Raw genomic sequence first — 22598 nt, forward strand, 5'->3', positions numbered from 1 at the left:
TCCGGCCGACGCGGGACCGGTGTGGTGCGACCGGTCAGCCGGCAGCCCGGGAGTCGATGAGCAACCGTGTGCCGCGCGGGGCGGCCTCCACTGCGACAGTCATCGACTCAGCACCTCTCATGACGCGGGAGACGGTGGTGTCTCCGGGCGGGACTGTAACAGGGCCCGGCGGACCGGGGCCCCCGGTTTCCACCACCCCGTGCCGCACCCCTCAGTGGCAGAGATTCGCCTCGTGCTCGGCGTGTCCCGCCGGCTCCAGCTGGAAGGTGCAGTGCTCGACGTCGAAGTGGTGGCCGAGACAGCCCTGGAGGTCGTGCAGCATCTTCTCGTGCCCGACGCTGTCCAGCACGGACTGGTTCACCACCACATGCGCCGAGAGCACCGGCATGCCCGAGGTGATCGTCCAGGCGTGCAGGTCGTGCACGTCCTCGACCCCGGGGAGCGCCACTATGTGGGCCCTGACCTCCCCCATGTCGACGCCCTTGGGCGCCGCCTCCAGCAGCACGTTCAACGTCTCGCGCAGGAGCTTCACCGTCCTCGGGACGATCATCACCCCGATCACCAGGGAGGCGATCGGGTCGGCCGCCTGCCAGCCCGTGGTGAGGATGACCGTCCCGGAGATCAGGACGGCGACCGAACCGAGTGTGTCGGCCAGCACCTCCAGATACGCGCCGCGCACATTGAGGCTCTCCTTCTGCCCGCGCATCAGCAGGGAGAGCGAGACCAGATTGGCGGCCATACCGATGCCCGCGAAGATGATCGTGAGCCCGCCCTCGGTGTCGGCGGGGGTGATGAAGCGCTGGATCGCCTCGTAGAGCAGGAAGCCGCCGACGCCGAGCAGCAGCAGACAGTTGGCGAGCGCGGCCAGGATCTCGGCGCGGGCCAGTCCGAACGTACGGTTGCCGGTCGACGGGCGGTTGGCGAAGTGGACGGCCAGCAGTGCCAGGGCGAGACCGACGGCGTCCGTCGCCATATGAGCGGCGTCGGCGACCAGCGCCAGGGAGTCGGAGGCGATACCGCCGATGATCTCCATGACCATGACGGAGAGGGTGATCCCCAGCGCGATCCGCAGCCGCCCCTTGTACGCGGCGGTCGCGGTCCCGGGCGGCGGCGCGCCGCCGTGCGTGTGCCCGTGATCGTGCCCTGCCCCCATGGGGTTTCCTCCCGGTCGTCCGAGCCGATGCCGCCAGTGAACTACGGGTGGGGGGTATCCGGCAACACGGGACTGAACACCGTTGTCATTACCTCTGACCTGCGGTGATGCCCGCAGGTCAGAGGAGCGACAAGATCGTTTACGGCTCAGTCCGCCGACAGTTCCGGGTGGCGCAGCCGCCAGCCCTCCCACGCCGATTCGACCATTTCGCGTACCCCGCGCCGGGCCGTCCAGCCCAGGTCCGCGGTGATCGACCCGACCGAGGCGACGGCCTTCGCCGCGTCGCCCGGCCGGCGGGGCTCCACGACCGGGGGAGCCCCGTGACCCGTGACCTCGCCCACCAGCTCCGCCAGCTCGCGCACCGACACGCCCTCGCCGCGCCCGATGTTGTACGTCACATCGCCCGGCGTCTTCTGCTCCGCCAGCCGCCGGGCCACCGCCAGATGGGCGTCCGCGAGATCGGCGACATGGATGTAGTCCCGTACGCAGGTGCCGTCCGGCGTCGGATAGTCGTCGCCGAAGATCCGCACCGGCTCGCCGCGGGTGATCCGGTCGAAGAACATCGGGATGATGTTGAACACCCCGATGTCCGACAGCTCGGGACGCGCCGCCCCCGCCACGTTGAAGTAGCGCAGACAGGCGGTGGACAGCGAGTGGGCCCGGCCCGTGGCGCGTACCAGCCACTCGCCCGTGAGCTTCGTCTCGCCGTACGGGTTGATCGGCACCGCCGGGGTCTCCTCGGTGATCAGCTCCACGTCGGGCACGCCGTACACGGCGGCGGACGACGAGAACAGGAACCGCTCCACCCCGGCGGCGACCACGGCCTCCAGCAGCACGGTCAGACCGTGCACGTTCTCCCGGTAGTAGACGAGCGGGCGCTCCACCGATTCGCCGACCTGCTTCTTGGCGGCGAGATGCACCACACCGGTCACGGCGTGCTCGGCCAGCGCCCGGTCGAGGACCTCCCGGTCGAGCAACGAGCCCCGGACCAAGGGGATTTCGGCGGGCAGCCGGTCCACGACGCCGGACGAGACGTCGTCGAGGACGACGACCCGCTCACCCGCCTCGGCCATGGACCGCGCCACATGCGCGCCGATGTACCCCGCTCCACCTGTGATCAGCCAAGTCATGCCGTCACCCTAGGCGCTCGCGCGCGACCGGTGCCGGGGCGGCCCGGTAGTCGTACGGTTACCGGACGTTCACCTCTCGGTCGCGGCTTCGACGGTGCAGACCGTGCGGAGTCGGATATGTCTTACGGTGCCGTCCCGGGATTCCGACGGCACGGTTTGTGAGGCGGGGCACCGATCGACAATGATGATCTCCCGGCGGGCCGGAATTGGCCCGGCTCATGGCGACCGGGGCGTGAACGGGTGATGAACGCGGTCTTCCTTTCATCCGATAGCCTCTGCCGACATGCCGCCCGACCCGGCCCCCGGGCAGAGCCGCCGCACGTCCGCCCTGTCACTGTCAAGGAGTGAATTCGTCTGTCGACCGCCATCCTCACCGGCACACCGGTACCCGGATCGCCGCTCGAAGGCGATCTGCGGTCGCTGGGATTCGACGTGCGCACCGCGCCCGACGCGGCGGCGGCCCTGAGCCTGCTCGCCGCGGTGCCCGCCGCCGACCGTGTCGCCCTGGTCGACCAGCGCTTCGTCGGTCATCTCCACACGCTGCGGCTGGCGTTGACCGATCCCCGGTTCCCGGCGGCGGCCGTCACCGGCGCGCTGACGGCCCGACCCGAGGCGCGTGGGGCGCTCGCCGTGGCGCTGACCACCGTGACGAAGGGCACTCCCGCCGCCCGTACGGCCGTGCGCGCCGACGCGGCGACGGATCTGACGGCCGGCGCGGCGACCGACACCCCCGCCGTACGGACCGGCGGCACCGGCCTGGCGACCGAGGCCGGCGGGTCCGCCACCGCGCCCGCGCCCCCCGAACTCCCCCTCGCGGACCGGATCACCGCCGCGCTCGAAGCCGACGGCACCGACGTACGCCACCCCGAACTCGGCTCGCTCGTCGCCGCAGTCCCCGACCGGCCGGCCGCCCGTGAGGCGGCGCTCGTCGCCGTCGCCGCCGTCGACGACGAGGCCGTACGGCTGCGCTCCGCCGTCAAGGCCCGCGACGGCTTCTTCACCACCTTCTGCATCAGCCCCTACTCCCGCTACCTCGCCCGCTGGTGCGCCCGGCGCGGTCTCACCCCCAACCAGGTCACCACCGCGTCCCTGTTCACCGCCCTGATCGCGGCCGGCTGCGCGGCGACCGGCACCCGGGGCGGCTATGTCGCCGCCGGACTGCTGCTGATCTTCTCCTTCGTGCTCGACTGCACCGACGGACAGCTCGCCCGCTACTCGCTGCGGTACTCGACGCTGGGCGCCTGGCTGGACGCCACCTTCGACCGTGCCAAGGAGTACGCGTACTACGCCGGTCTCGCGCTCGGCGCGGCCCGGGGCGGTGGTGACGACGTATGGGCGCTCGCGCTCGGCGCGATGGTCCTCCAGACCGTGCGGCACGTCGTGGACTTCTCCTTCAACGAGGCGAACTACGACTCCACCGCCGCACCCGCGTCCGCGAAGGGCGCGTCGGGCAAGGAGGCCAAGGCCGTCGTCGGCACCCCCACCACCGCCCTCTCCAGCAGGCTCGACAGCGTCGGCTGGACCGTCTGGGTCCGCCGGATGATCGTCCTGCCGATCGGCGAGCGCTGGGCGATGATCGCTGTCCTCACCGCCCTGACCACCCCCAGGACCGTCTTCTACGCGCTCCTCGCCGGCTGCGCGTTCGCCGCCTGCTACACCACCGCCGGCCGTGTCCTGCGCTCCGTGACCCGCAGGGCCGTCCGTACCGACCGCGCCGCCGGAGCCCTCGCCGACCTGGCCGACTCGGGACCGCTCGCCGAACTGGTCGCCCGTGCGACGCGACGCCCGGCCCGGGCCCTGCCCGGCGTACTGCCCCTGCTGATCGCCCTCGCGGGCGGCGCCGCGGTCACGGGCCTCGCCGCTTTCGGCCCGTCCGGCAGCCCCCTGCTCGTCCTCGGCGCGCTGGTGTACGTGGTCACCTCGGGGATCGCCGTCGCCCACCGGATGGGCGGCCCGCTCGACTGGCTCGTCCCACCGGTCTTCCGGGCCGCCGAGTACGGCACCGTCCTGATCCTCGCGGCCCGCGCCGACGTCCCCGGCGCCCTGCCCGCCGCCTTCGGCCTGGTCGCGGCTGTCGCCTACCACCACTACGACACGGTGTACCGCATCCGCGGCGGCGCCGGAGCCCCGCCCCGCGGGCTGGTCAGATCGCTCGGCGGACACGAGGGCCGGACGCTCCTCGTCGCCGTACTCGCCGCCTTCTCCACGGCCGAACTCGACCTGCCGCTCGGACTGACGTCGCTCGCCGTCGTCGTCGCCGTCATCGCGCTCACGGAGTCCATCCAGTTCTGGGTGTCCTCGGGAGCCCCCGCCGTACACGACGAAGGAGAAACCGCATGATCGGCCTTGTCCTGGCAGCGGGTGCCGGCAGGCGCCTGCGCCCGTACACCGACACCCTCCCCAAGGCCCTCGTGCCCGTGGACGGCGACACGACCGTCCTCGATCTGACGCTCGGCAACTTCGCCGAGATCGGGCTCACCGAGGCCGCGATCGTCGTCGGCTACCGCAAGAAGGCCGTGTACGAGCGCAAGGCGGCCCTGGAGGCGAAGTACGGCCTCACCCTCACACTCGTCGACAACGACAAGGCCGAGGAGTGGAACAACGCCTACTCCCTGTGGTGCGCCCGCGACGTCATCAAGCGCGGTGTGATCCTCGCCAACGGCGACACCGTCCACCCCGTCTCCGTCGAACGCACGCTCCTCGCGGCCCGCGGCGAGGGCCGGAAGATCATCCTCGCCCTCGACGCGGTGAAGCAGCTCGCCGACGAGGAGATGAAGGTCATCACCGAGGCGGACAAGGGCGTACGGCGCATCACGAAGCTGATGGACCCCGCCACCGCCACCGGCGAGTACATCGGCGTCACCCTCATCGAGGCCGAGGCCGCCGACGAGCTCGCCGACGCCCTGAAGGCCACCTTCGAGCGCGACCCCGACCTCTACTACGAGGACGGCTACCAGGAACTCGTGGACAGAGGCTTCACCGTCGACGTCGCCCCCATCGGCGACGTCCCCTGGGTGGAGATCGACAACCACGACGACCTCGCGAAGGGCCGTGTCATCGCGTGCCAGTACTGACCCGACTCATCCCGTCCCCCGTCGTCGTCGACATCACCAGCGGCGCCATGGACGACCTCGCCGGCCTCCTCGCCGACCAGCGGATCTCCGCGTCCGGCAGACTCGCCCTCGCCGTCAGCGGCGGCTCCGGCCAGGCGCTGCGCGAGAAGCTGGCCCCGGTGCTGCCCGACGCGGACTTCTTCCTGGTCGCCGACGGCACCATCGACTGCGCCGTGAAGCTCGCCGACGACATAAAGGGCAAGCGTTACGACGCGGTCGTCGGGCTCGGCGGCGGCAAGATCATCGACGTCGCCAAGTACGCGGCGGCCCGCGTGGGCCTGCCGATGGTGGCCGTCGCCACCAACCTCTCGCACGACGGCATCTGTTCGCCGATCTCCACGCTCGACAACGACAACGGCCGTGGCTCGTACGGCGTCCCGACGCCCATCGCGATCGTCGTCGACCTCGACGTCATCCGCGAGGCCCCCGTCCGCTTCGTCCGCTCCGGCATCGGCGACGCGCTCTCCAACATCTCCGCCATCGCCGACTGGGAGCTGTCCCACAAGATCACCGGCGAACCCGTGGACGGCCTCGCCGCCGCCATGGCCCGGACCGCCGGCGAGGCCGTCCTGCGCCATCCCGGCAGCGTCGGGGACGACGAGTTCCTCACCGTCCTCGCCGAGGCGCTCGTCCTGACCGGGATCGCCATGTCGATCAGCGGCGACTCCCGCCCCTCCTCCGGCGGCTGCCACGAGATCAGTCACGCCTTCGACCTGCTGTATCCCAAGCGCTGCGGCCTCCACGGCGAGCAGGTGGGGATCGGCGCGGCCTTCGCGATGCACCTGCGCGGCGCGCACGAGCAGTCAGGGCTCATCGCGGAGGTCCTGCGCGGACACGAGATGCCGGTGCTCCCCGAACAGATCGGCTTCACCGCCGACGAGTTCGTGCGCGCCGTCGCCTACGCGCCGCAGACCCGCCCGGGCCGCTTCACGATTCTGGAGCACCTCGACCTGTCCACCGATCAGATCAGGGACGCGTACGCCGACTATGCCAAGACCATCAGTAGCTGAACTCCGTCCGGTCGTTCACCCCCCCGGCGTCAAGGACCGGCGGAGCGGCGAGCACTGGGGGGGCCGGCTGTACATGCGCGAGGTCTCCCTGCGCGTCGACCGGTACCTGGTGAACACACGGGTCACGCCCAACCAGCTGACCTATGTGATGACCGTCGCCGGTGCCCTGGCCGCCCCCGCCCTCCTGGTGCCGGGGATCGGCGGCGCGGTGCTCGGCGTGCTGATGGTCCAGCTCTATCTGCTGCTGGACTGTGTGGACGGCGAGGTCGCCCGCTGGAAGAAGCAGTACTCGATGACCGGGGTCTATCTGGACCGGGTCGCCGCCTACCTCTGCGACGCCGCCGTCCTGGTCGGCTTCGGGCTGCGCGCCGCCGATCTGTGGGGCTCGGGGCGGATCGACTGGCTGTGGGCCTTCCTCGGCACGCTCGCCGCCCTCGGCGCCATCCTGATCAAGGCCGAGACCGACCTGGTGGGCGTCGCCCGTCATCAGCAGGGCCTGGCCCCCGTGAAGGAAGCGGCGTCCGAGCCGCGCTCCTCCGGCATGGCGCTGGCCCGCAGGGCGGCGGGGGCGCTCAAGTTCCACCGGCTCATCCTCGGGATCGAGGCGTCGCTGCTGATCCTGGTGCTGGCGATCCTGGACTCGATCAGGGACGACCTGTTCTTCTCCCGCCTCGGCGTCGCCGTGCTGGCCGGCATCGCCCTCGTACAGACACTGCTGCACCTCGTGTCCGTGCTCGCCTCCAGCAGGCTGAGGTGAGTGACATGCGTCTCGGTGCGGTGATCATCACCATGGGCAACCGCCCCGACGACCTCCGCGCCCTGATCGACTCCGTCGCCAAGCAGGACGGCGACCCGATCGACGTCGTGGTCGTGGGCAACGGCGCCCCGATCGGCGAGGTGCCCGACGGCGTACGCACCGTCGAGCTGCCCGAGAACCTCGGCATCCCCGGCGGCCGTAACGTCGGCATCGAGGCCTTCGGCTCCTGCGGCTCCGACGTCGACGTCCTGCTCTTCCTCGACGACGACGGGCTGCTGCCCGGCACCGACACCGCGGAGCTGGTCCGCGAGGCGTTCGCCGCCGACCCGGTCCTCGGTATCGTCAGCTTCCGGATCGCCGACCCCGACACGGGGCTGACCCAGCGCCGGCACGTCCCCCGGCTGCGCGCGTCGGACCCGCTGCGCTCGTCCCGTGTGACGACCTTCCTGGGAGGTGCCAACGCCGTCCGTACGAAGGTCATCGCCGAGGTCGGCTCGCTGCCCGGCGACTTCTTCTACGCCCATGAGGAGACGGACCTGGCCTGGCGGGCGCTGGACGCCGGCTGGATGATCGACTACCGCGCCGACATGGTGCTCTTCCACCCCACGATGCCGCCGTCACGGCACGCGGTCTACCACCGCATGGTGGCCCGTAACCGGGTCTGGCTCGCCCGCCGCAATCTGCCCGCGCCCGTCGTCCCGGTCTATCTCGGCGTCTGGATCCTGCTCACCCTGGCCCGGCGCCCCACCGTTCCCGCGCTCAAGGCATGGTTCGGTGGTTTCCGGGAAGGCTGGACGACTCCGTGCGGTCCACGCCGGCCCATGAAGTGGCGTACGGTGTGGCGGCTGACCCGACTGGGCCGACCGCCTGTCATCTGACAGGCTCGGTTCTGAGAACATCGGGGCTGGGTCCGCTCCGAACGACGGACCCCGACTTCCGGGTCACGGCCGTCCACGCCTGTGCCCGACCGGCTGCGCATCTTGAACACGAAAGTTTCAACTTGTGAGTGAGACAACCCATGACGGCGCGATCGCGATGAGCGCCCCGCCGTCTCCCGACGACGGTCTGTCCTCGGCCGAACTGGCCGCCAAGTACGGCCTGTCGGTGAGCGGTGCCCGTCCGGGACTGGCCGAGTACGTCCGCAGGCTGTGGGGCCGGCGCCATTTCATCCTCGCCTTCTCCCAGGCGAAGCTGACGGCCCAGTACAGCCAGGCGAAGCTCGGCCAGCTCTGGCAGGTGGCGACCCCGCTGCTCAATGCCTTCGTCTACTTCTTGATCTTCGGCCTGATCCTGAACGCCGGACGCGGGATGGAGATCCGCGTCTACATCCCGTTCCTGGTCACGGGCGTGTTCGTGTTCGCCTTCACACAGACGTCCGTGATGGCGGGTGTGAAGTCGATATCGGGCAATCTCGGGCTGGTGCGCGCCCTGCACTTCCCCCGGGCCTCGCTGCCGATCTCCTTCGCGCTCCAGCAGCTCCAGCAGCTGCTGTTCTCGATGATCGTGCTGCTGGCCGTCGTGGTCGCCTTCGGCAGCCTCCCGGGCATGTCCTGGCTGCTGGTGCTGCCCGTCCTGGTGCTCCAGTTCGTGTTCAACACCGGCCTCGCGCTGATCATGGCCCGGCTGGGCAGCAAGACGCCCGACCTCGCGCAGCTCATGCCGTTCATCATGCGCACCTGGATGTACGCCTCCGGCGTGATGTTCTCGATCCCGCTGATGCTGGCGAACAAGCCGGACTGGCCGAGCTGGATCGTCGACGTCCTCCAGTACAACCCCGCCGCCATCTACATGGACCTCATCCGCTTCGCGCTGATCGACGGCTACGGCTCGGAGAACCTGCCCCAGCACGTGTGGGCGTCGGGTCTCGCCTGGTCGCTGCTCGTCGGCATCGCCGGCTTTGTGTACTTCTGGAAGGCTGAGGAACGGTACGGCCGTGGCTGACCTCATCGAGCAGGGACGTATCCCCACCGTCATCGCCGACGACGTGCACATCGTGTACCGCGTCAACGGGACCGGTGGCGGCAAGGGCAACGCGACGGCGGCGCTGAGCCGCATACTCAGGCGCGACAAGAGCGAGGAGCGCGGGGTCCGCAAGGTCCACGCGGTCCGGGGTGTCAGCTTCACCGCCTACCGCGGCGAGGCGATCGGCCTGATCGGCACCAACGGCTCCGGCAAGTCGACCCTGCTGCGCGCCATCGCGGGACTGCTGCCCACGGAGCACGGGAAGGTGTACACGAACGGTCAGCCCTCGCTGCTCGGTGTGAACGCCGCGCTGATGAACGACCTGACCGGCGAGCGCAACGTCATCCTCGGCGGTCTGGCCATGGGCATGTCGCGTGAGCAGGTGCGTGAGCGCTACGAGTCGATCGTCGACTTCTCCGGCATCAACGAGAAGGGCGACTTCATAACCCTGCCGATGCGCACGTACTCCTCCGGTATGGCCGCCCGGCTCCGCTTCTCGATCGCGGCGGCCAAGGACCACGACGTCCTGATGATCGACGAGGCGCTGGCCACCGGTGACCGCAAGTTCCAGATCCGCTCGGAGGCGCGGATCCGTGAGCTGCGCAAGACGGCGGGCACGGTCTTCCTGGTCAGCCACAGCAACAAGTCGATCAGGGACACCTGCGACCGGGTGCTGTGGCTGGAGAGGGGCGAGCTCCTCATGGACGGGCCGACGGACGAGGTGCTCAAGGCGTACGAGAAGGAGACCGGCAAGTAGCCGGAATCCCGGGGGAGTTCGAGGCTCCCAACAGGGCCAGGGGCGGCCCCCGCCGGATGCGATCCGGCGGGGGCCGCCGCGCTGATCCGGGTACGCGGCGACCGGCCGGCGGCGTGCGGGCGGAGTCACTGTCGGTCATATTAGGTGGCGTCGAACGCGCCTTCGAACGCACGAGCGACAACATGGTCGCCGGCCCGGTGCCGCCCCGGGAGTGTCCCGCCGTCGGCCGACCCGGTCGCCGCCGAGTCTCGCGGGGAGTCCGTCCGGTGCCCGGGAATCGTCAAAGTTGTGTCAAGTCCCGTGCCGCCGAGGAAGGTTGGGAGGGGCCGTGATGTTGTCGTTGTGCGCGAGACGCCCCGGCGCGGGCCTGGGCGTTGTACAACGTAAGCTGTACCGGTGCTGATTCGTGGCAAGAGCGGCGATACGCCCGCCGGCCCCGGCTGACCGGCCGCGGATCCGCCCCCATAACGGCGGTATCCCAGTCGCCAGGCCGCGCGGCGTGTCCGAAATGGGATGTTTGGGTCGGCAGTGTAGAACGGGAGACGTGACGGCAATGACGGTTGATCTCCAGCTCCGCGAGGGTCGCGCCGTCCCCGCAGCAGGCGGTCCGCGGTGACGGGCGCCTCCCAGAGGCAGACCGGGACCTCGTCGCGGGCCACCCTCGACAAGGCGTCGGGTGAGAACTTCCCCGTCGCCCCCTTCTTCCTGCCCCGCGCCTGGCGCCAGGATCTGATGGCCGTCTACGGCTTCGCCCGTCTCGTCGACGACATCGGCGACGGGGACCTCGCACCCGGTGGCGAGGACGCCCGGCACCTCGGCCTCGACCCCTCCGCCACGGACGACAGGCTCGCCATGCTGGACGCCTTCGAGGCCGACCTGCGGCGGGTCTTCGATCCGGCCGGCGCGGCCCCGGGCCACCCGCTGCTCAGGTTCCTCACCCCGACCGTACGGCGCCACGCGCTGACCCCCGAACCGTTCCTCGGGCTGATCGAGGCGAACCGCCAGGACCAGTCCGTACGCCGCTACGGCACCTACGACGACCTCGTCGCCTACTGCGAACTCTCGGCCAACCCCGTCGGCCGGCTCGTCCTCGCAATCACCGGCACCGCGAGCCCCGAACGCGTCCGCCGCTCCGACGCCGTCTGCACCGCGCTCCAGATCGTCGAACACCTCCAGGACGTCGCCGAGGACCTGGCGAACGACCGGATCTATCTGCCCGCCGACGACATGAAGCGGTTCCATGTCACCGAGGCGGACCTCGCCGCGCCCACCGCGAACTCGTCCGTCCGGAGCCTGATCGCCTTCGAGGCCGACCGGGCCGGTCAACTCCTCGACGAGGGAGGGCCGTTGGTTCACAGCGTCCGGGGCAGACTCAGACTCCTGCTCGCCGGATTCGTCGGCGGGGGGCGCGCCGCCCTCTCCTCGGTCGCCGCCGTGGGACACGATGTACTGCCCGGACCGCCCAGAGCGACCACACCACGTCTGCTGCGTGAAGTGGGAGCAGTCCTGCGGAAAACGCACAGAAAGGGGTGAGCCGGATCGTGGAGGGACAGACCCCCCTGTCGGCGCCGGTACTGGCCGCGTACAGCTACTGCGAGACCGTCACCGGGCAGCAGGCCCGTAATTTCGCCTATGGCATCCGGCTGCTGCCCGCCGACAAACGGCAGGCCATGTCGGCGCTGTACGCGTTCTCGCGGCGCGTCGACGACATCGGCGACGGCACGCTGGAGCCATGGGCCAAGCAGTCGAGACTTGAGGAGACCCGCGCCCTCCTCGGACGGATCAGGGACGGCGGCGTCGAGGAGGACGACACCGATCCCGTCGCCGTCGCGCTCACCGACGCGGCCCGCCGCTTCCCGCTCCCGCTCGGCGGGCTCGACGAACTGATCGACGGCGTCCTGATGGACGTCAAGGGCGAGACGTACGAGACGTGGGACGACCTCAAGGTCTACTGCCGGTGCGTCGCCGGGGCCATCGGCCGACTCTCGCTCGGCGTCTTCGGCACCGACCCCGCCGCGCCCGGCGCCGAGCGCGCGTCGGAGTACGCCGACACGCTCGGCCTCGCGCTCCAGTTGACCAACATCCTGCGTGACGTGCGCGAGGACGCCGGCAACGCCCGTACCTATCTGCCCGCCGACGATCTGGCCAAGTTCGGCTGCTCGGCCGGGTTCCAGGGCGCCACCCCTCCCGCCGGCTCCGACTTCGCCGGGCTCGTCCACTTCGAGGTCAGACGCGCCCGCACCCTCTTCGCCGAGGGCTACCGGCTGCTGCCCATGCTCGACCGGCGCAGCGGCGCCTGCGTCGCCGCCATGGCGGGCATCTACCGCCGACTGCTCGACCGGATCGAACGCGATCCCGAGGCCGTCCTGCGCGGGCGGGTCTCGCTGCCCGGACGCGAGAAGGCGTACGTCGCGGTGCGCGGCCTCTCGGGACTGGACGCCAGGAACATCTCCCGGCAGGCCGCCAGGAGGCGCCCGTGACGCCGCCGCCCGCCGCCGGGGCCGGCCGCTCCCGCGTACGGCGATCAACCCTCCGGGGGTCTGACGCGTCCCTGACTGCGACAGCCGCAGGGGAGGGCGCATGACGACACCCGCACGTACGACGGCACGCCACGCGGTCGTCGTGGGCGGCGGCATCGCCGGTGTCACCGCCGCGCTCCAGCTCGCCGACGCCGGGGTGCGGGTGACGCTCGTCGAGGGCCGCCCGCGCCTCGGCGGTCTCGCCTTCTCTTTCACCCGCGGCGAGTTGACCGTCGACAACGGCCAGCATGTCTATCTGCGCTGCTGCACGGCCTACCGCTGGTTCCTCGACCGCGTCGACGGCGCCGCGCTCGCCCCCGTGCAGGACCGGCTGGACGTCCCCGTACTGGACGTGGGACGCGCGGGCAAGCCCCGTGTCGGACGGCTGAGCCGCAACGCCCTTCCCGTTCCCCTGCATCTCGCGGGCGGTCTCGCGACCTACCCGCACCTCTCGCTCGCCGAGAAGGCCTCCGTAGGACGCGCCGCGCTGGCGCTCAAGGCGCTCGACCCGGCCGACCCGGCCCTCGACGGCATCGACTTCGCGACCTGGCTCGGCCGCCACGGCCAGTCGGCCCGCGCCGTCGAGGCGTTGTGGAACCTCGTCTGCGTCGCCACCCTCAACGTCCCCGCCGAGCAGGCCTCCATGGGCCTGGCCGCGATGGTCTTCAAGACCGGACTGCTCTCCGAGCGCGGCGGCGCCGACATCGGATGGGCCCGGGTGCCGCTCGGTGAGCTGCACGACACCCTCGCCCGCAAGGCCCTCGACGCGGCGGGTGTACGGACCGAACTGCGCACCCGCGTCACGGCCGTGACCCGCGCCGGGGACGGCCGCTGGAGCGTCGACGTCCCGGGCGAGCGCATCGAGGCGGACACCGTGATCCTCGCCGTACCGCAGAGCGAGACGCACACGCTGCTGCCCGACGGCGCGCTCGACCAGCCGAGCCGGCTCCTCGACATCGGCACGTCGCCGATCCTCAACGTGCACGTCGTCTACGACCGCAAGGTGCTGCGCCGCCCCTTCCTCGCGGCCCTCGGCACCCCCGTCCAGTGGGTCTTCGACCGGACGGACGCCTCGGGCCTGAAGGAGGGCCAGTACGTGGCGCTGTCGCAGTCGGCGGTCACGGACGAGATCGATCTGCCGGTCGCCGAGCTTCGCGCCCGCTATCTGCCCGAGCTGAAACGTCTCCTCCCCGCCGCGCGGAGCGCCGAGGTGCGGGACTTCTTCGTGACGCGCGAGCGCACGGCGACCTTCGCGCCCACGCCCGGTGTGGGGCGGCTGCGACCGCCCGCCGAGACCCGCGCGCCCGGCCTCTTTCTGGCGGGGGCGTGGACCGCGACCGGCTGGCCCGCGACTATGGAAGGCGCGGTCCGCAGCGGTTTCAGCGCGGCGGGCGCGGCCCTGGCCCAACTCGGCCGCACCCACCGGCATCCCCTGCGGGAGGCCGCGTGAGACCGGACGCCGCGGTGAAGGGTGCGGCGAGCGGGAGAGCGGCGGACAACGGCGCGACGAGTAACGGCGCGGCAAGGACGAGTACGGCGACGACGCGTACGGGACCCATCAGTACTGCAAAAAGAGGAGAGACCGTGCCGACTGTGCCCCCGGCGAATCCGGCTGTCGACACCGCGGACGTCTTCGCGCTGCTGGAGCGCGGCCGTGCCCTGTCCACCCCCGTGCTGCGGGCCGCCATCGACAGACTCGCCGCGCCGATGGACACCGTCGCCGCCTACCACTTCGGCTGGATCGATGCCGAGGGCCGGCCCGCCGACGGCGACGGGGGCAAGGCCGTACGCCCGGCGCTGGCGCTGCTGTCGGCCGAGGCGGCGGGATCGCCGGCCGAGACCGGTGTCCCCGGCGCGGTGGCCGTGGAACTGGTGCACAACTTCTCGCTGCTGCACGACGACCTGATGGACGGCGACGAGCAGCGCCGCCACCGCGACACCGTCTGGAAGATGCACGGCCCCGCCCAGGCCATCCTCGTCGGTGACGCGCTCTTCGCGCTCGCCAACGAGATCCTGCTGGAGATCGGCACCGCCGAGGCCGGCCGCGCCACCCGAAGGCTCACGGTCGCCACCCGCAAGCTGATCGACGGCCAGGCGCAGGACATCTCCTTCGAGCACCGTGAACGGGTGACCGTCGAGGAGTGCCTGGAGATGGAAGGCAACAAGACCGGCGCGCTGCTCGCCTGCGCCGTGTCCATCGGCGCCGTCCTCGGCGGCGCCGACGACCGGACGGCCGACCTCCTGGAGTCGTACGGTCATCACCTCGGCCTCGCCTTCCAGGCCGTGGACGACCTCCTCGGCATCTGGGGGGACCCCGGGGCGACCGGCAAGCAGACGTGGAGCGATCTGCGCCAGCGCAAGAAGTCCCTTCCGGTCGTCGCCGCGCTCGCCGCCGGGGGCCCCGCGTCGGAACGGCTCGGCGAGCTGCTGGCCGCCGACGCCAAGAGCACGGACTTCGCCAGCTTCTCGGAGGAGGAGTTCGCGACCAGGGCCGCGCTCATCGAGGAGGCGGGCGGCCGGGAGTGGACCTCCCAGGAGGCCCGCAGGCAGCACGCCGTCGCCATCGAGGCCCTGAACGGTATCGACATGCCCGAACGGGTCCGCGCGCAGCTCACCGCGCTCGCGGACTTCGTCGTCGTACGAAAGAGATGATCACCATCGCCATCTGTATATCCACGCTCACCGGAGGCTGACGCACCGAAAGCCTCCGTAGTCGCGCCGTCCGTCGGTTCGTTCCCGATCCCCCGGACGACGGAGACCCCAGCACAGCAGAGGACCAACTGCACGTAAGGGGAAGCCATGACAGCGACGACCGACGGAAGCACCGGGGCCGTGGGACCCCGCGCTGCCGCGGCGAGCGAACCGTCCGACACCACTCACGTCGTGAGCGACATCGGAGAGGTCGCACGGCGTGCCACCGCACGATCCGTCGAGCATCTGCTCGGCCAACAGGACGCCCAGGGCTGGTGGAAGGGCGACCTGGAGACCAATGTGACCATGGACGCCGAGGACTTGCTGCTCCGGCAGTTCCTCGGTGTGCAGGACGCGAGGACCACCGAGGCGGCCGGCCGCTTCATCCGCGGCGAACAGCGCCCCGACGGGACCTGGGCCACCTTCTACGGCGGGCCCGGCGAACTCTCCGCCACCATCGAGGGATACGTGGCGCTGCGGCTCGCCGGGGACGAGCCGGACGACCCCCACATGGCGCGCGCCGCCGCCTGGATCCGGGAACAGGGCGGCATCGCCGAGAGCAGGGTCTTCACCCGGATCTGGCTCGCGCTCTTCGGCTGGTGGAAGTGGGACGACCTCCCCGAGGTCCCGCCCGAGGTGATCTTCCTGCCGAAGTGGTTCCCGCTGAACATCTACTCGTTCGGCTGCTGGGCCCGGCAGACCATCGTGCCTCTCACGATCGTCTCCGCCCTGCGCCCCGTCCGCCCCGCGCCCTTCGCCCTGGACGAACTGCACACGGACGTACGGCGCCCGAATCCCCTGAAACCGCTGGCCCCGGCGGCCAGTTGGGACGGGATCTTCCAGCGCGTCGACAAGGTGCTGCACCTGTACCACAAGGTCGCGCCGCGCGCCGTCCGACGTACGGCGATGAACGCGGCGGCCCGCTGGATCGTCGAACGCCAGGAGAACGACGGCTGTTGGGGCGGTATCCAGCCGCCGGCCGTCTACTCGATCATCGCCCTGCATCTGCTCGGCTACGACCTGGAGCACCCGGTGATGCGCGCCGGACTCGAATCGCTCGACCGCTTCGCCGTCTGGCGCGAGGACGGCGCGCGCATGATCGAAGCCTGCCAGTCCCCGGTGTGGGACACCTGTCTGGCCACGATCGCGCTGGCCGACGCCGGTGTGAGCCCGGACCACCCGGCACTGGTCAAGGCGGCCGAGTGGATGCTCGACGAGCAGATCGTGCGCCCCGGCGACTGGTCCGTACGCAGACCCGGACTCGCCCCCGGCGGCTGGGCGTTCGAGTTCCACAACGACAACTACCCCGACATCGACGACACCGCCGAGGTCATCCTCGCCCTGCGCCGGGTCGCGCACCCGGACACCGGGCGGATGGACACGGCCGTCCAGCGCGGCGCCCGCTGGACGCTCGGCATGCAGTCGAAGAACGGCGCCTGGGGCGCGTTCGACGCCGACAACGTCAGCCCGTTCCCCAACCGGCTGCCGTTCTGCGACTTCGGCGAGGTCATCGACCCGCCGTCGGCGGACGTCACCGCCCATGTCGTGGAGATGCTCGCGTACGAGGGTCTGGCCAAGCACCCCGACACCCGGCGCGGTATCGAGTGGCTGCTCACCGAACAGGAGGCGGACGGCTCCTGGTTCGGCCGCTGGGGCGTCAACTACGTGTACGGGACGGGGTCCGTCGTGCCGGCGCTCGTCGCCGCCGGGCTGCCCGAGAGCCACCCGGCGATCCGCCGCGCGGTCGGCTGGCTCGAATCCGTACAGAACGACGACGGCGGCTGGGGCGAGGACCTGCGCTCGTACCGCGAGGACAAGTGGATCGGGCACGGCGCGTCCACCGCCTCGCAGACCGCGTGGGCGCTGCTCGCGCTCCTGGCCGCCGGGCGGCGCGAGACACCGGCCGTCGAGCGCGCGGTCGCGTGGCTCGCGGCGGCCCAGCGGGAGGACGGCTCCTGGGACGAGCCGTATTTCACCGGCACCGGGTTCCCGTGGGACTTCTCCATCAACTACCACCTCTACCGGCAGGTGTTCCCGCTCACTGCTCTCGGCAGATACGTCAACGGGGAGCCGCGTCCGGGCCGCGGGTCCGCCCGCGGCGAGCTGCTCGGGGACGGCCGGACGAGGAACGTCACGGAGCGACGACCCGACAGCCGGGCGGACAGCCGCAAGGGGGCCTGATGGGACCGGCCCCCGACCGAGCCGACCGAGCCGCCCCCGTCGACGCGGGGGCCGGCCCCGCCACGACACCGCTGCTGATCGCCTGCGCCCTCGGCATCGAGCAGGTGGCTCTGCGCAGCGCCCTGCGGAGCGCACAAGCGGGGCGGGGCGGCCGTACGGGCGGGACCGGGCCCGTCACCGTCCTGCGGACGGGCATGGGCCCCAAGAACGCCGAGCGCGCGACGGCGCGCGCGCTCGGAACCGACCGGAACAGGGCCGCGGCCGTCATCGCGTCCGGATTCTGTGCCGGCCTGGTCCCCGGGATGAACCCGGGGGACCTGATCGTCGCCGAAGAGACCCGGGGCTCCCACGGCCTGACGCGCTGTACGGGAACGGCGCTGCTCGTGGAGGCGCTGTCCCGGGCGCTGCCAGGACGTACCGTCCACACCGGCCCGCTGGCCGGATCCGACCATGTGGTGCGCGGCCCCGAGAGGGCCGGGCTGCGTGCCACGGGAGCCGTGGCCGTGGACATGGAGTCCGCGGCCACGCTGCGCACCGCTCTGAGCGCCGGGTCCCGCCCGGTTGCGGCCGTACGGGTGGTCGTGGACGCTCCAGAGCATGAGCTAGTCCGAATTGGCACGGTAAGCGGTGGAATATCAGCTTTCCGTGTCCTTCGTGCCGTCATTCCGGCTTTTCTTGAATGGCACCGTTCTTTGCTGCTCCCCAGGAGGTGAGCTAGATGGCCATGCCGCTCCGTCAGACCATCAGGGTCGGGACATACCTCGTCGAACAGAAGCTACGCAGGCGTGAGAAGTTTCCACTCATCGTCGAGCTGGAACCACTCTTCGCCTGCAATCTCGCATGTGAGGGCTGCGGCAAGATCCAGCACCCGGCCGGGGTCCTGAAGCAGCGTATGCCCGTGGCGCAAGCGGTGGGGGCGGTGCTCGAATCCGGGGCACCGATGGTCTCCATCGCCGGCGGCGAGCCGCTGATGCACCCGCAGATCGATGAGATCGTCAGGCAGCTCGTCGCGAAGAAGAAGTACGTCTTCCTCTGCACCAACGCGATGCTGATGCGCAAGAAGCTGGAGAAGTTCACCCCCTCGCCGTACTTCGCCTTCGCCGTGCACATCGACGGCCTGCGCGAGCGGCACGACGAGTCGGTCGCCAAGGAAGGGGTCTTCGACGAGGCCGTGGAGGCGATGAAGGAGGCCAAGAAGCGCGGCTTCCGGGTCACCACCAACTCCACCTTCTTCAACACCGACACCCCGCAGACCATCATCGAGGTCCTCAACTACCTCAACGACGACCTGAAGGTCGACGAGATGATGATCTCGCCCGCCTACGCCTACGAGAAGGCACCCGACCAGGAGCACTTCCTGGGCGTCGAGCAGACGCGGGAGCTGTTCAAGAAGGCGTTCGCCGGCGGCAACAGGGGACGCTGGCGCCTGAACCACTCACCGCTCTTCCTGGACTTCCTGGAGGGCAAGGCCGACTTCCCGTGCACGGCCTGGGCGATCCCCAACTACTCGCTCTTCGGCTGGCAGCGCCCCTGCTATCTGATGAGCGACGGATACGTCCCGACGTACCGGGAACTGATCGAGGAGACCGACTGGGACAAGTACGGCCGGGGCAAGGACCCGCGCTGCGCCAACTGCATGGCGCACTGCGGCTACGAGCCGACGGCCGTACTCGCCACCATGGGCTCCCTCAAGGAGTCGCTGCGTGCCGTACGGGAGACGGTCGCCGGGAGCAGCTGAGACCGGCGGCCCGTGACGTCACGGGCACCGGAGGGACAGCGGCGCACCCCGCCGCTGTCCCTCCGGCGCCCTGACCGGAGTGCAGAGAGCTGACGGATCCACGAGAGGATCCAGAGGGGGCCGAACATGTCGATGCTGGAGAACATCCGGGGGCCGCGCGACCTGAAGGCGCTGAGCAGGACCGAACTCGACGAACTGGCCGGGGACATCAGGGAGTTCCTGATCCCCGCGGTCGCCAGGACCGGGGGCCATCTGGGCCCCAACCTCGGGGTGGTGGAGCTGACCGTCGCCCTGCACCGCGTCTTCGACTCACCGGCCGACCGCATCCTGTGGGACACCGGACACCAGAGCTATGTCCACAAACTGCTCACCGGCAGGCAGGACTTCTCCAAGCTGCGGACCAAGGGTGGCCTCTCCGGCTATCCCTCGCGCGAGGAGTCCGACCACGACGTCATCGAGAACTCCCACGCCTCCACCGTGCTCGGCTGGGCCGACGGGCTCGCCAAGGCCCGCCAGGTGCGCGGCGGCGCCGACCACGTCGTGGCGGTCATCGGGGACGGCGCGCTCACCGGCGGAATGGCCTGGGAGGCCCTGAACAACATCGCCGCGGCGAGGGACCGGCCGCTGATCATCGTGGTCAACGACAACGAGCGGTCGTACGGTCCCACCATCGGCGGCCTGGCCAGGCACCTCGCCATCCTGCGCACCACCGACGGCTACGAGCAGGTGCTCGCGTGGGGCAAGGAGGTCCTGCGGGGGACCCCCGTGGTCGGCCGGCCGCTGTACGGGTCGCTGCACGGCGCGAAGAAGGGCTTCAAGGACGCCGTCGCCCCGCAGGGCATGTTCGAGGACCTCGGGCTCAAGTACGTGGGACCGATCGACGGACACGACGTCGGGGCCGTCGAGACGGCGCTGCGGCGCGCGAGCCGCTTCTCCGGACCCGTACTGGTGCACTGTCTGACCGAGAAGGGCCGCGGCTACCAGCCCGCCCTGGACGACGAGGCCGACCACTTCCACACCGTCGGCGTGATGGACCCGCTGACCTGCGAACCGCTGGCGCCTCCCGGCAAGCCCTCCTGGACCTCGGTCTTCGGTGACGAGATCGTCGCCATCGGCGAGGAGCGCCCCGACGTCGTCGCCGTCACGGCCGCCATGCTGCACCCCGTGGGGCTGACGGGATTCGCCGCGCGCTTCCCCGAGCGCGTGTGGGACGTCGGCATCGCCGAGCAGCACGCGGCGGTCTCCGCCGCCGGGCTCGCCACCGGCGGACTGCACCCCGTCGTCGCCGTCTACGCCACCTTCCTCAACCGCGCCTTCGACCAACTGCTCATGGACGTCGCGCTGCACCGGTGCGGAGTCACGTTCGTACTCGACCGGGCCGGTGTCACCGGCGTCGACGGCCCCTCCCACAACGGCATGTGGGACATGTCCCTGCTCCAGTGCGTACCGGGTCTGCGGATCGCCGCGCCGCGCGACGCGGACCAGCTCAGGTCGCTGCTGCGGGAGGCCGTGGACGTCGACGACGCGCCGACCGTCGTGCGCTTCCCCAAGGAGTCGGTGGGCGAGACGATCCCCGCCGTCGGCCGTACGGGCGGGCTCGACGTCCTGCGCGCGCCGGAGGCCGGCGAGGCCGACGTGCTGCTGGTCTCGGTCGGGGCGCTCGCCGGGGTCTGCCTCGGAACCGCCGAACTGCTGGCCGCGCGCGGCATCGGCTGCACCGTGGTCGACCCCCGGTGGGTCAAGCCCGTGGACGCGGAGCTGGCGCCGCTCGCCGAGCGGCACCGGATCGTGGCCGTCGTGGAGGACAACAGCCGCAGCGGCGGCGTCGGTTGGGCCGTGGGACAGGCGCTGCGCGACGCCGACGTGGACGTACCGCTGCGGACGTTCGGCATCCCGGAACAGTTCCTCGCGCACGCCAAACGCGGTGAGGTGCTCGCCGACATCGGGCTCACCCCCGTCGAGATCGCGGGACAGATCAGCGCCGCACTGGCGCGCCAGGAGAAGCGCGAGGAGAAGACGCCATGACGGAGCACACGCGATGACCGGGTCGACAGGGCACGAGGAGGCGGCCGGGTCGCGGGAGGAGGAGGCGGCCGGAGTGCCGGGCAAGGAGTTCGACCTGGCGAAGCTGCTGGCCGAACGCGGCGGTGAGCGCTACGAGTTGCACAGCGCCCATCTGAACCACCAACTCCCGCGCATGCTGCGGACCATCGGCTTCGACAAGGTCTACGAGCGCGCCGAGGGCGCCTACTTCTGGGACGCCGAGGGCAACGACTACCTGGACATGCTCGCCGGCTTCGGTGTAATGGGCATCGGCCGGCACCACCCCGTCGTACGCAAGGCCCTCCACGACGTCCTCGACGCCTCGCTCGCCGACCTCACCCGCTTCGACTGCCAGCCGCTGCCTGGCCTCCTCGCCGAGAGACTGCTCGCCCACAGCCCGCATCTGGACCGGGTCTTCTTCGGCAACAGCGGTACGGAGGCGGTCGAGACGGCACTCAAGTTCGCCCGGTACGCCACGGGCAGGCCCAGGATTCTCTACTGCGCGCACGCCTTCCACGGGCTGACCATCGGCTCGCTGTCGGTCAACGGCGAGGACGGCTTCCGGGACGGCTTCGCGCCGCTGCTCCCCGACACGGCGATCGAGGGGGGCGATCTCGACGCGCTGGAGCGGGAGCTGAGGCGCGGCGACGTCGCGGGCTTCGTCGTCGAACCGATCCAGGGCAAGGGCGTGTACGCGACCCCGCCCGGCTTCCTGCGGGCCGCGCAGGAGCTGCTGCACCGGCACAAGGCGCTGCTCATCGTGGACGAGGTGCAGACCGGGCTCGGCAGGACCGGCGACTTCTACGCGTACCAGCACGAGGAAGGCGTCGAGCCGGACCTGGTCTGTGTCGCGAAGGCCCTCTCCGGCGGTTACGTACCGGTCGGCGCGACCCTCGGCAAGGACTGGATCTTCAAGAAGGTCTACTCCTCGATGGACCGGGTGCTGGTCCACTCGGCCAGCTTCGGATCCAACGCGCAGGCGATGGCCGCGGGGCTGGCCGTTCTGTCGGTGATCGAGGACGAGAAGATCGTCGCCAACGCCAGGACGACCGGTGATCTGCTGCGGACACGGCTGGCCGCGCTGGTCGACCGGTACGAGCTGCTGAGCGAGGTGCGCGGCCGGGGACTGATGATCGGGATCGAGTTCGGCCGGCCGTCGTCGATCGGGCTGCGCAGCCGCTGGACGATGCTCCAGACCGCCCGCAAGGGTCTCTTCGCGCAGATGGTCGTGGTGCCGCTGCTCCAGAAGCACCGCATCCTCACCCAGGTCTCCGGGGACCATCTGGAGGTGATCAAGCTGATTCCGCCGCTGACCATCGGGGAGCGGGAGGTCGACCGCTTCGTGACGGCCTTCACGGCCGTGATGGACGACGCGCACGCGGGTGGCGGACTGATGTGGGACTTCGGCCGGACGCTGGTGAAGCAGGCGCTCGCCAACCGGTGAGGACGGGTGTCGGTGCCGACGCCGGTGTCGGTGGCCGTAGGCGGGTTTGCCTCTGAGGTAATAAATTTGCCTCAGAGGAGAATTGCTGGCGGAATGGGGG

Annotated in this window: 18 protein-coding genes; 16 read left to right on the plus strand and 2 right to left on the minus strand. The window is 70.7% G+C overall.

All coding sequences use genetic code 11. The features are described from left to right. Nucleotides 1–211: 211 nt before the first annotated feature. Nucleotides 212–1153 (minus strand): cation diffusion facilitator family transporter, encoded by a 942-nt coding sequence (locus ACFWU9_RS14130; protein ID WP_384317920.1) that lies wholly within the window; start codon nucleotides 1151–1153, stop codon nucleotides 212–214. Between the two features lie 146 nt (nucleotides 1154–1299). After that, on the minus strand, nucleotides 1300–2283 hold the full coding sequence (galE, locus tag ACFWU9_RS14135; protein WP_384317923.1) for a UDP-glucose 4-epimerase GalE: 984 nt from the start codon (nucleotides 2281–2283) through the stop codon (nucleotides 1300–1302). Nucleotides 2284–2637: 354 nt separating this feature from the next. Between galE and ACFWU9_RS14140 the strand changes: the two genes are divergently transcribed. The 16 genes from ACFWU9_RS14140 to ACFWU9_RS14215 all read left to right on the plus strand — a co-directional run bounded on the left by ACFWU9_RS14140 (nucleotide 2638) and on the right by ACFWU9_RS14215 (nucleotide 22498). Continuing rightward, complete coding sequence (locus ACFWU9_RS14140; RefSeq protein WP_384318039.1) at nucleotides 2638–4623, plus strand: DUF5941 domain-containing protein; 1986 nt, start codon at nucleotides 2638–2640, stop codon at nucleotides 4621–4623. Then, complete coding sequence (locus ACFWU9_RS14145) at nucleotides 4620–5357, plus strand: sugar phosphate nucleotidyltransferase (RefSeq protein WP_384317926.1); 738 nt, start codon at nucleotides 4620–4622, stop codon at nucleotides 5355–5357. Before ACFWU9_RS14140 ends, ACFWU9_RS14145 begins: the two co-directional genes overlap by 4 nt. Continuing rightward, on the plus strand, nucleotides 5345–6406 hold the full coding sequence (locus ACFWU9_RS14150) for an iron-containing alcohol dehydrogenase family protein (RefSeq protein ID WP_384317929.1): 1062 nt from the start codon (nucleotides 5345–5347) through the stop codon (nucleotides 6404–6406). Before ACFWU9_RS14145 ends, ACFWU9_RS14150 begins: the two co-directional genes overlap by 13 nt. Further along, nucleotides 6384–7163, plus strand: a complete 780-nt coding sequence (locus tag ACFWU9_RS14155; protein WP_384317932.1) for a CDP-alcohol phosphatidyltransferase family protein — start codon at nucleotides 6384–6386, stop codon at nucleotides 7161–7163. The genes ACFWU9_RS14150 and ACFWU9_RS14155 overlap by 23 nt, the downstream gene beginning before the upstream one ends. A gap of 5 nt (nucleotides 7164–7168) precedes the next feature. After that, a complete protein-coding gene (locus tag ACFWU9_RS14160) occupies nucleotides 7169–8041 on the plus strand; it encodes a glycosyltransferase family 2 protein (protein ID WP_384317935.1) in 873 nt (290 codons plus the stop codon). 124 nt (nucleotides 8042–8165) lie between these two features. Continuing rightward, on the plus strand, nucleotides 8166–9104 hold the full coding sequence (locus ACFWU9_RS14165; protein WP_384317938.1) for an ABC transporter permease: 939 nt from the start codon (nucleotides 8166–8168) through the stop codon (nucleotides 9102–9104). Continuing rightward, nucleotides 9097–9882 carry an ABC transporter ATP-binding protein gene (locus ACFWU9_RS14170; protein WP_384317941.1) on the plus strand — a complete coding sequence of 262 codons (786 nt, stop codon included), beginning with the start codon at nucleotides 9097–9099 and terminating at the stop codon, nucleotides 9880–9882. Before ACFWU9_RS14165 ends, ACFWU9_RS14170 begins: the two co-directional genes overlap by 8 nt. 612 nt (nucleotides 9883–10494) lie before the next feature. Beyond that, nucleotides 10495–11415, plus strand: a complete 921-nt coding sequence (hpnC, locus tag ACFWU9_RS14175; RefSeq protein WP_384317943.1) for a squalene synthase HpnC — start codon at nucleotides 10495–10497, stop codon at nucleotides 11413–11415. Further along, complete coding sequence (gene hpnD, locus ACFWU9_RS14180) at nucleotides 11412–12362, plus strand: presqualene diphosphate synthase HpnD (protein ID WP_384317945.1); 951 nt, start codon at nucleotides 11412–11414, stop codon at nucleotides 12360–12362. Before hpnC ends, hpnD begins: the two co-directional genes overlap by 4 nt. Nucleotides 12363–12462: 100 nt before the next feature. After that, nucleotides 12463–13851, plus strand: coding sequence for a hydroxysqualene dehydroxylase HpnE (gene hpnE, locus ACFWU9_RS14185; RefSeq protein ID WP_384317947.1), 1389 nt, complete (start codon nucleotides 12463–12465; stop codon nucleotides 13849–13851). Nucleotides 13852–13994: 143 nt separating this feature from the next. Continuing rightward, complete coding sequence (locus ACFWU9_RS14190) at nucleotides 13995–15053, plus strand: polyprenyl synthetase family protein (RefSeq protein WP_384318041.1); 1059 nt, start codon at nucleotides 13995–13997, stop codon at nucleotides 15051–15053. A 147-nt stretch (nucleotides 15054–15200) separates the two neighbouring features. Next, nucleotides 15201–17273, plus strand: a complete 2073-nt coding sequence (gene shc / locus ACFWU9_RS14195; RefSeq protein ID WP_384317949.1) for a squalene--hopene cyclase — start codon at nucleotides 15201–15203, stop codon at nucleotides 17271–17273. Further along, on the plus strand, nucleotides 17273–17986 hold the full coding sequence (locus ACFWU9_RS14200; RefSeq protein ID WP_384317951.1) for a 1-hydroxy-2-methyl-2-butenyl 4-diphosphate reductase: 714 nt from the start codon (nucleotides 17273–17275) through the stop codon (nucleotides 17984–17986). The genes shc and ACFWU9_RS14200 overlap by 1 nt, the downstream gene beginning before the upstream one ends. Before the next feature lie 5 nt (nucleotides 17987–17991). Continuing rightward, complete coding sequence (hpnH, locus tag ACFWU9_RS14205; protein ID WP_384317953.1) at nucleotides 17992–19011, plus strand: adenosyl-hopene transferase HpnH; 1020 nt, start codon at nucleotides 17992–17994, stop codon at nucleotides 19009–19011. Nucleotides 19012–19137: 126 nt separating this feature from the next. Further along, complete coding sequence (gene dxs / locus ACFWU9_RS14210; RefSeq protein WP_384317955.1) at nucleotides 19138–21036, plus strand: 1-deoxy-D-xylulose-5-phosphate synthase; 1899 nt, start codon at nucleotides 19138–19140, stop codon at nucleotides 21034–21036. 13 nt (nucleotides 21037–21049) lie between these two features. Then, nucleotides 21050–22498: an aspartate aminotransferase family protein gene (locus ACFWU9_RS14215; RefSeq protein WP_384317957.1), complete on the plus strand. Its 1449-nt coding sequence runs from the start codon at nucleotides 21050–21052 to the stop codon at nucleotides 22496–22498. Nucleotides 22499–22598 lie beyond the last annotated feature (100 nt).

The sequence above is a fragment of the Streptomyces sp. NPDC058653 genome, assembly GCF_042716895.1.
Taxonomy (GTDB): domain Bacteria; phylum Actinomycetota; class Actinomycetes; order Streptomycetales; family Streptomycetaceae; genus Streptomyces.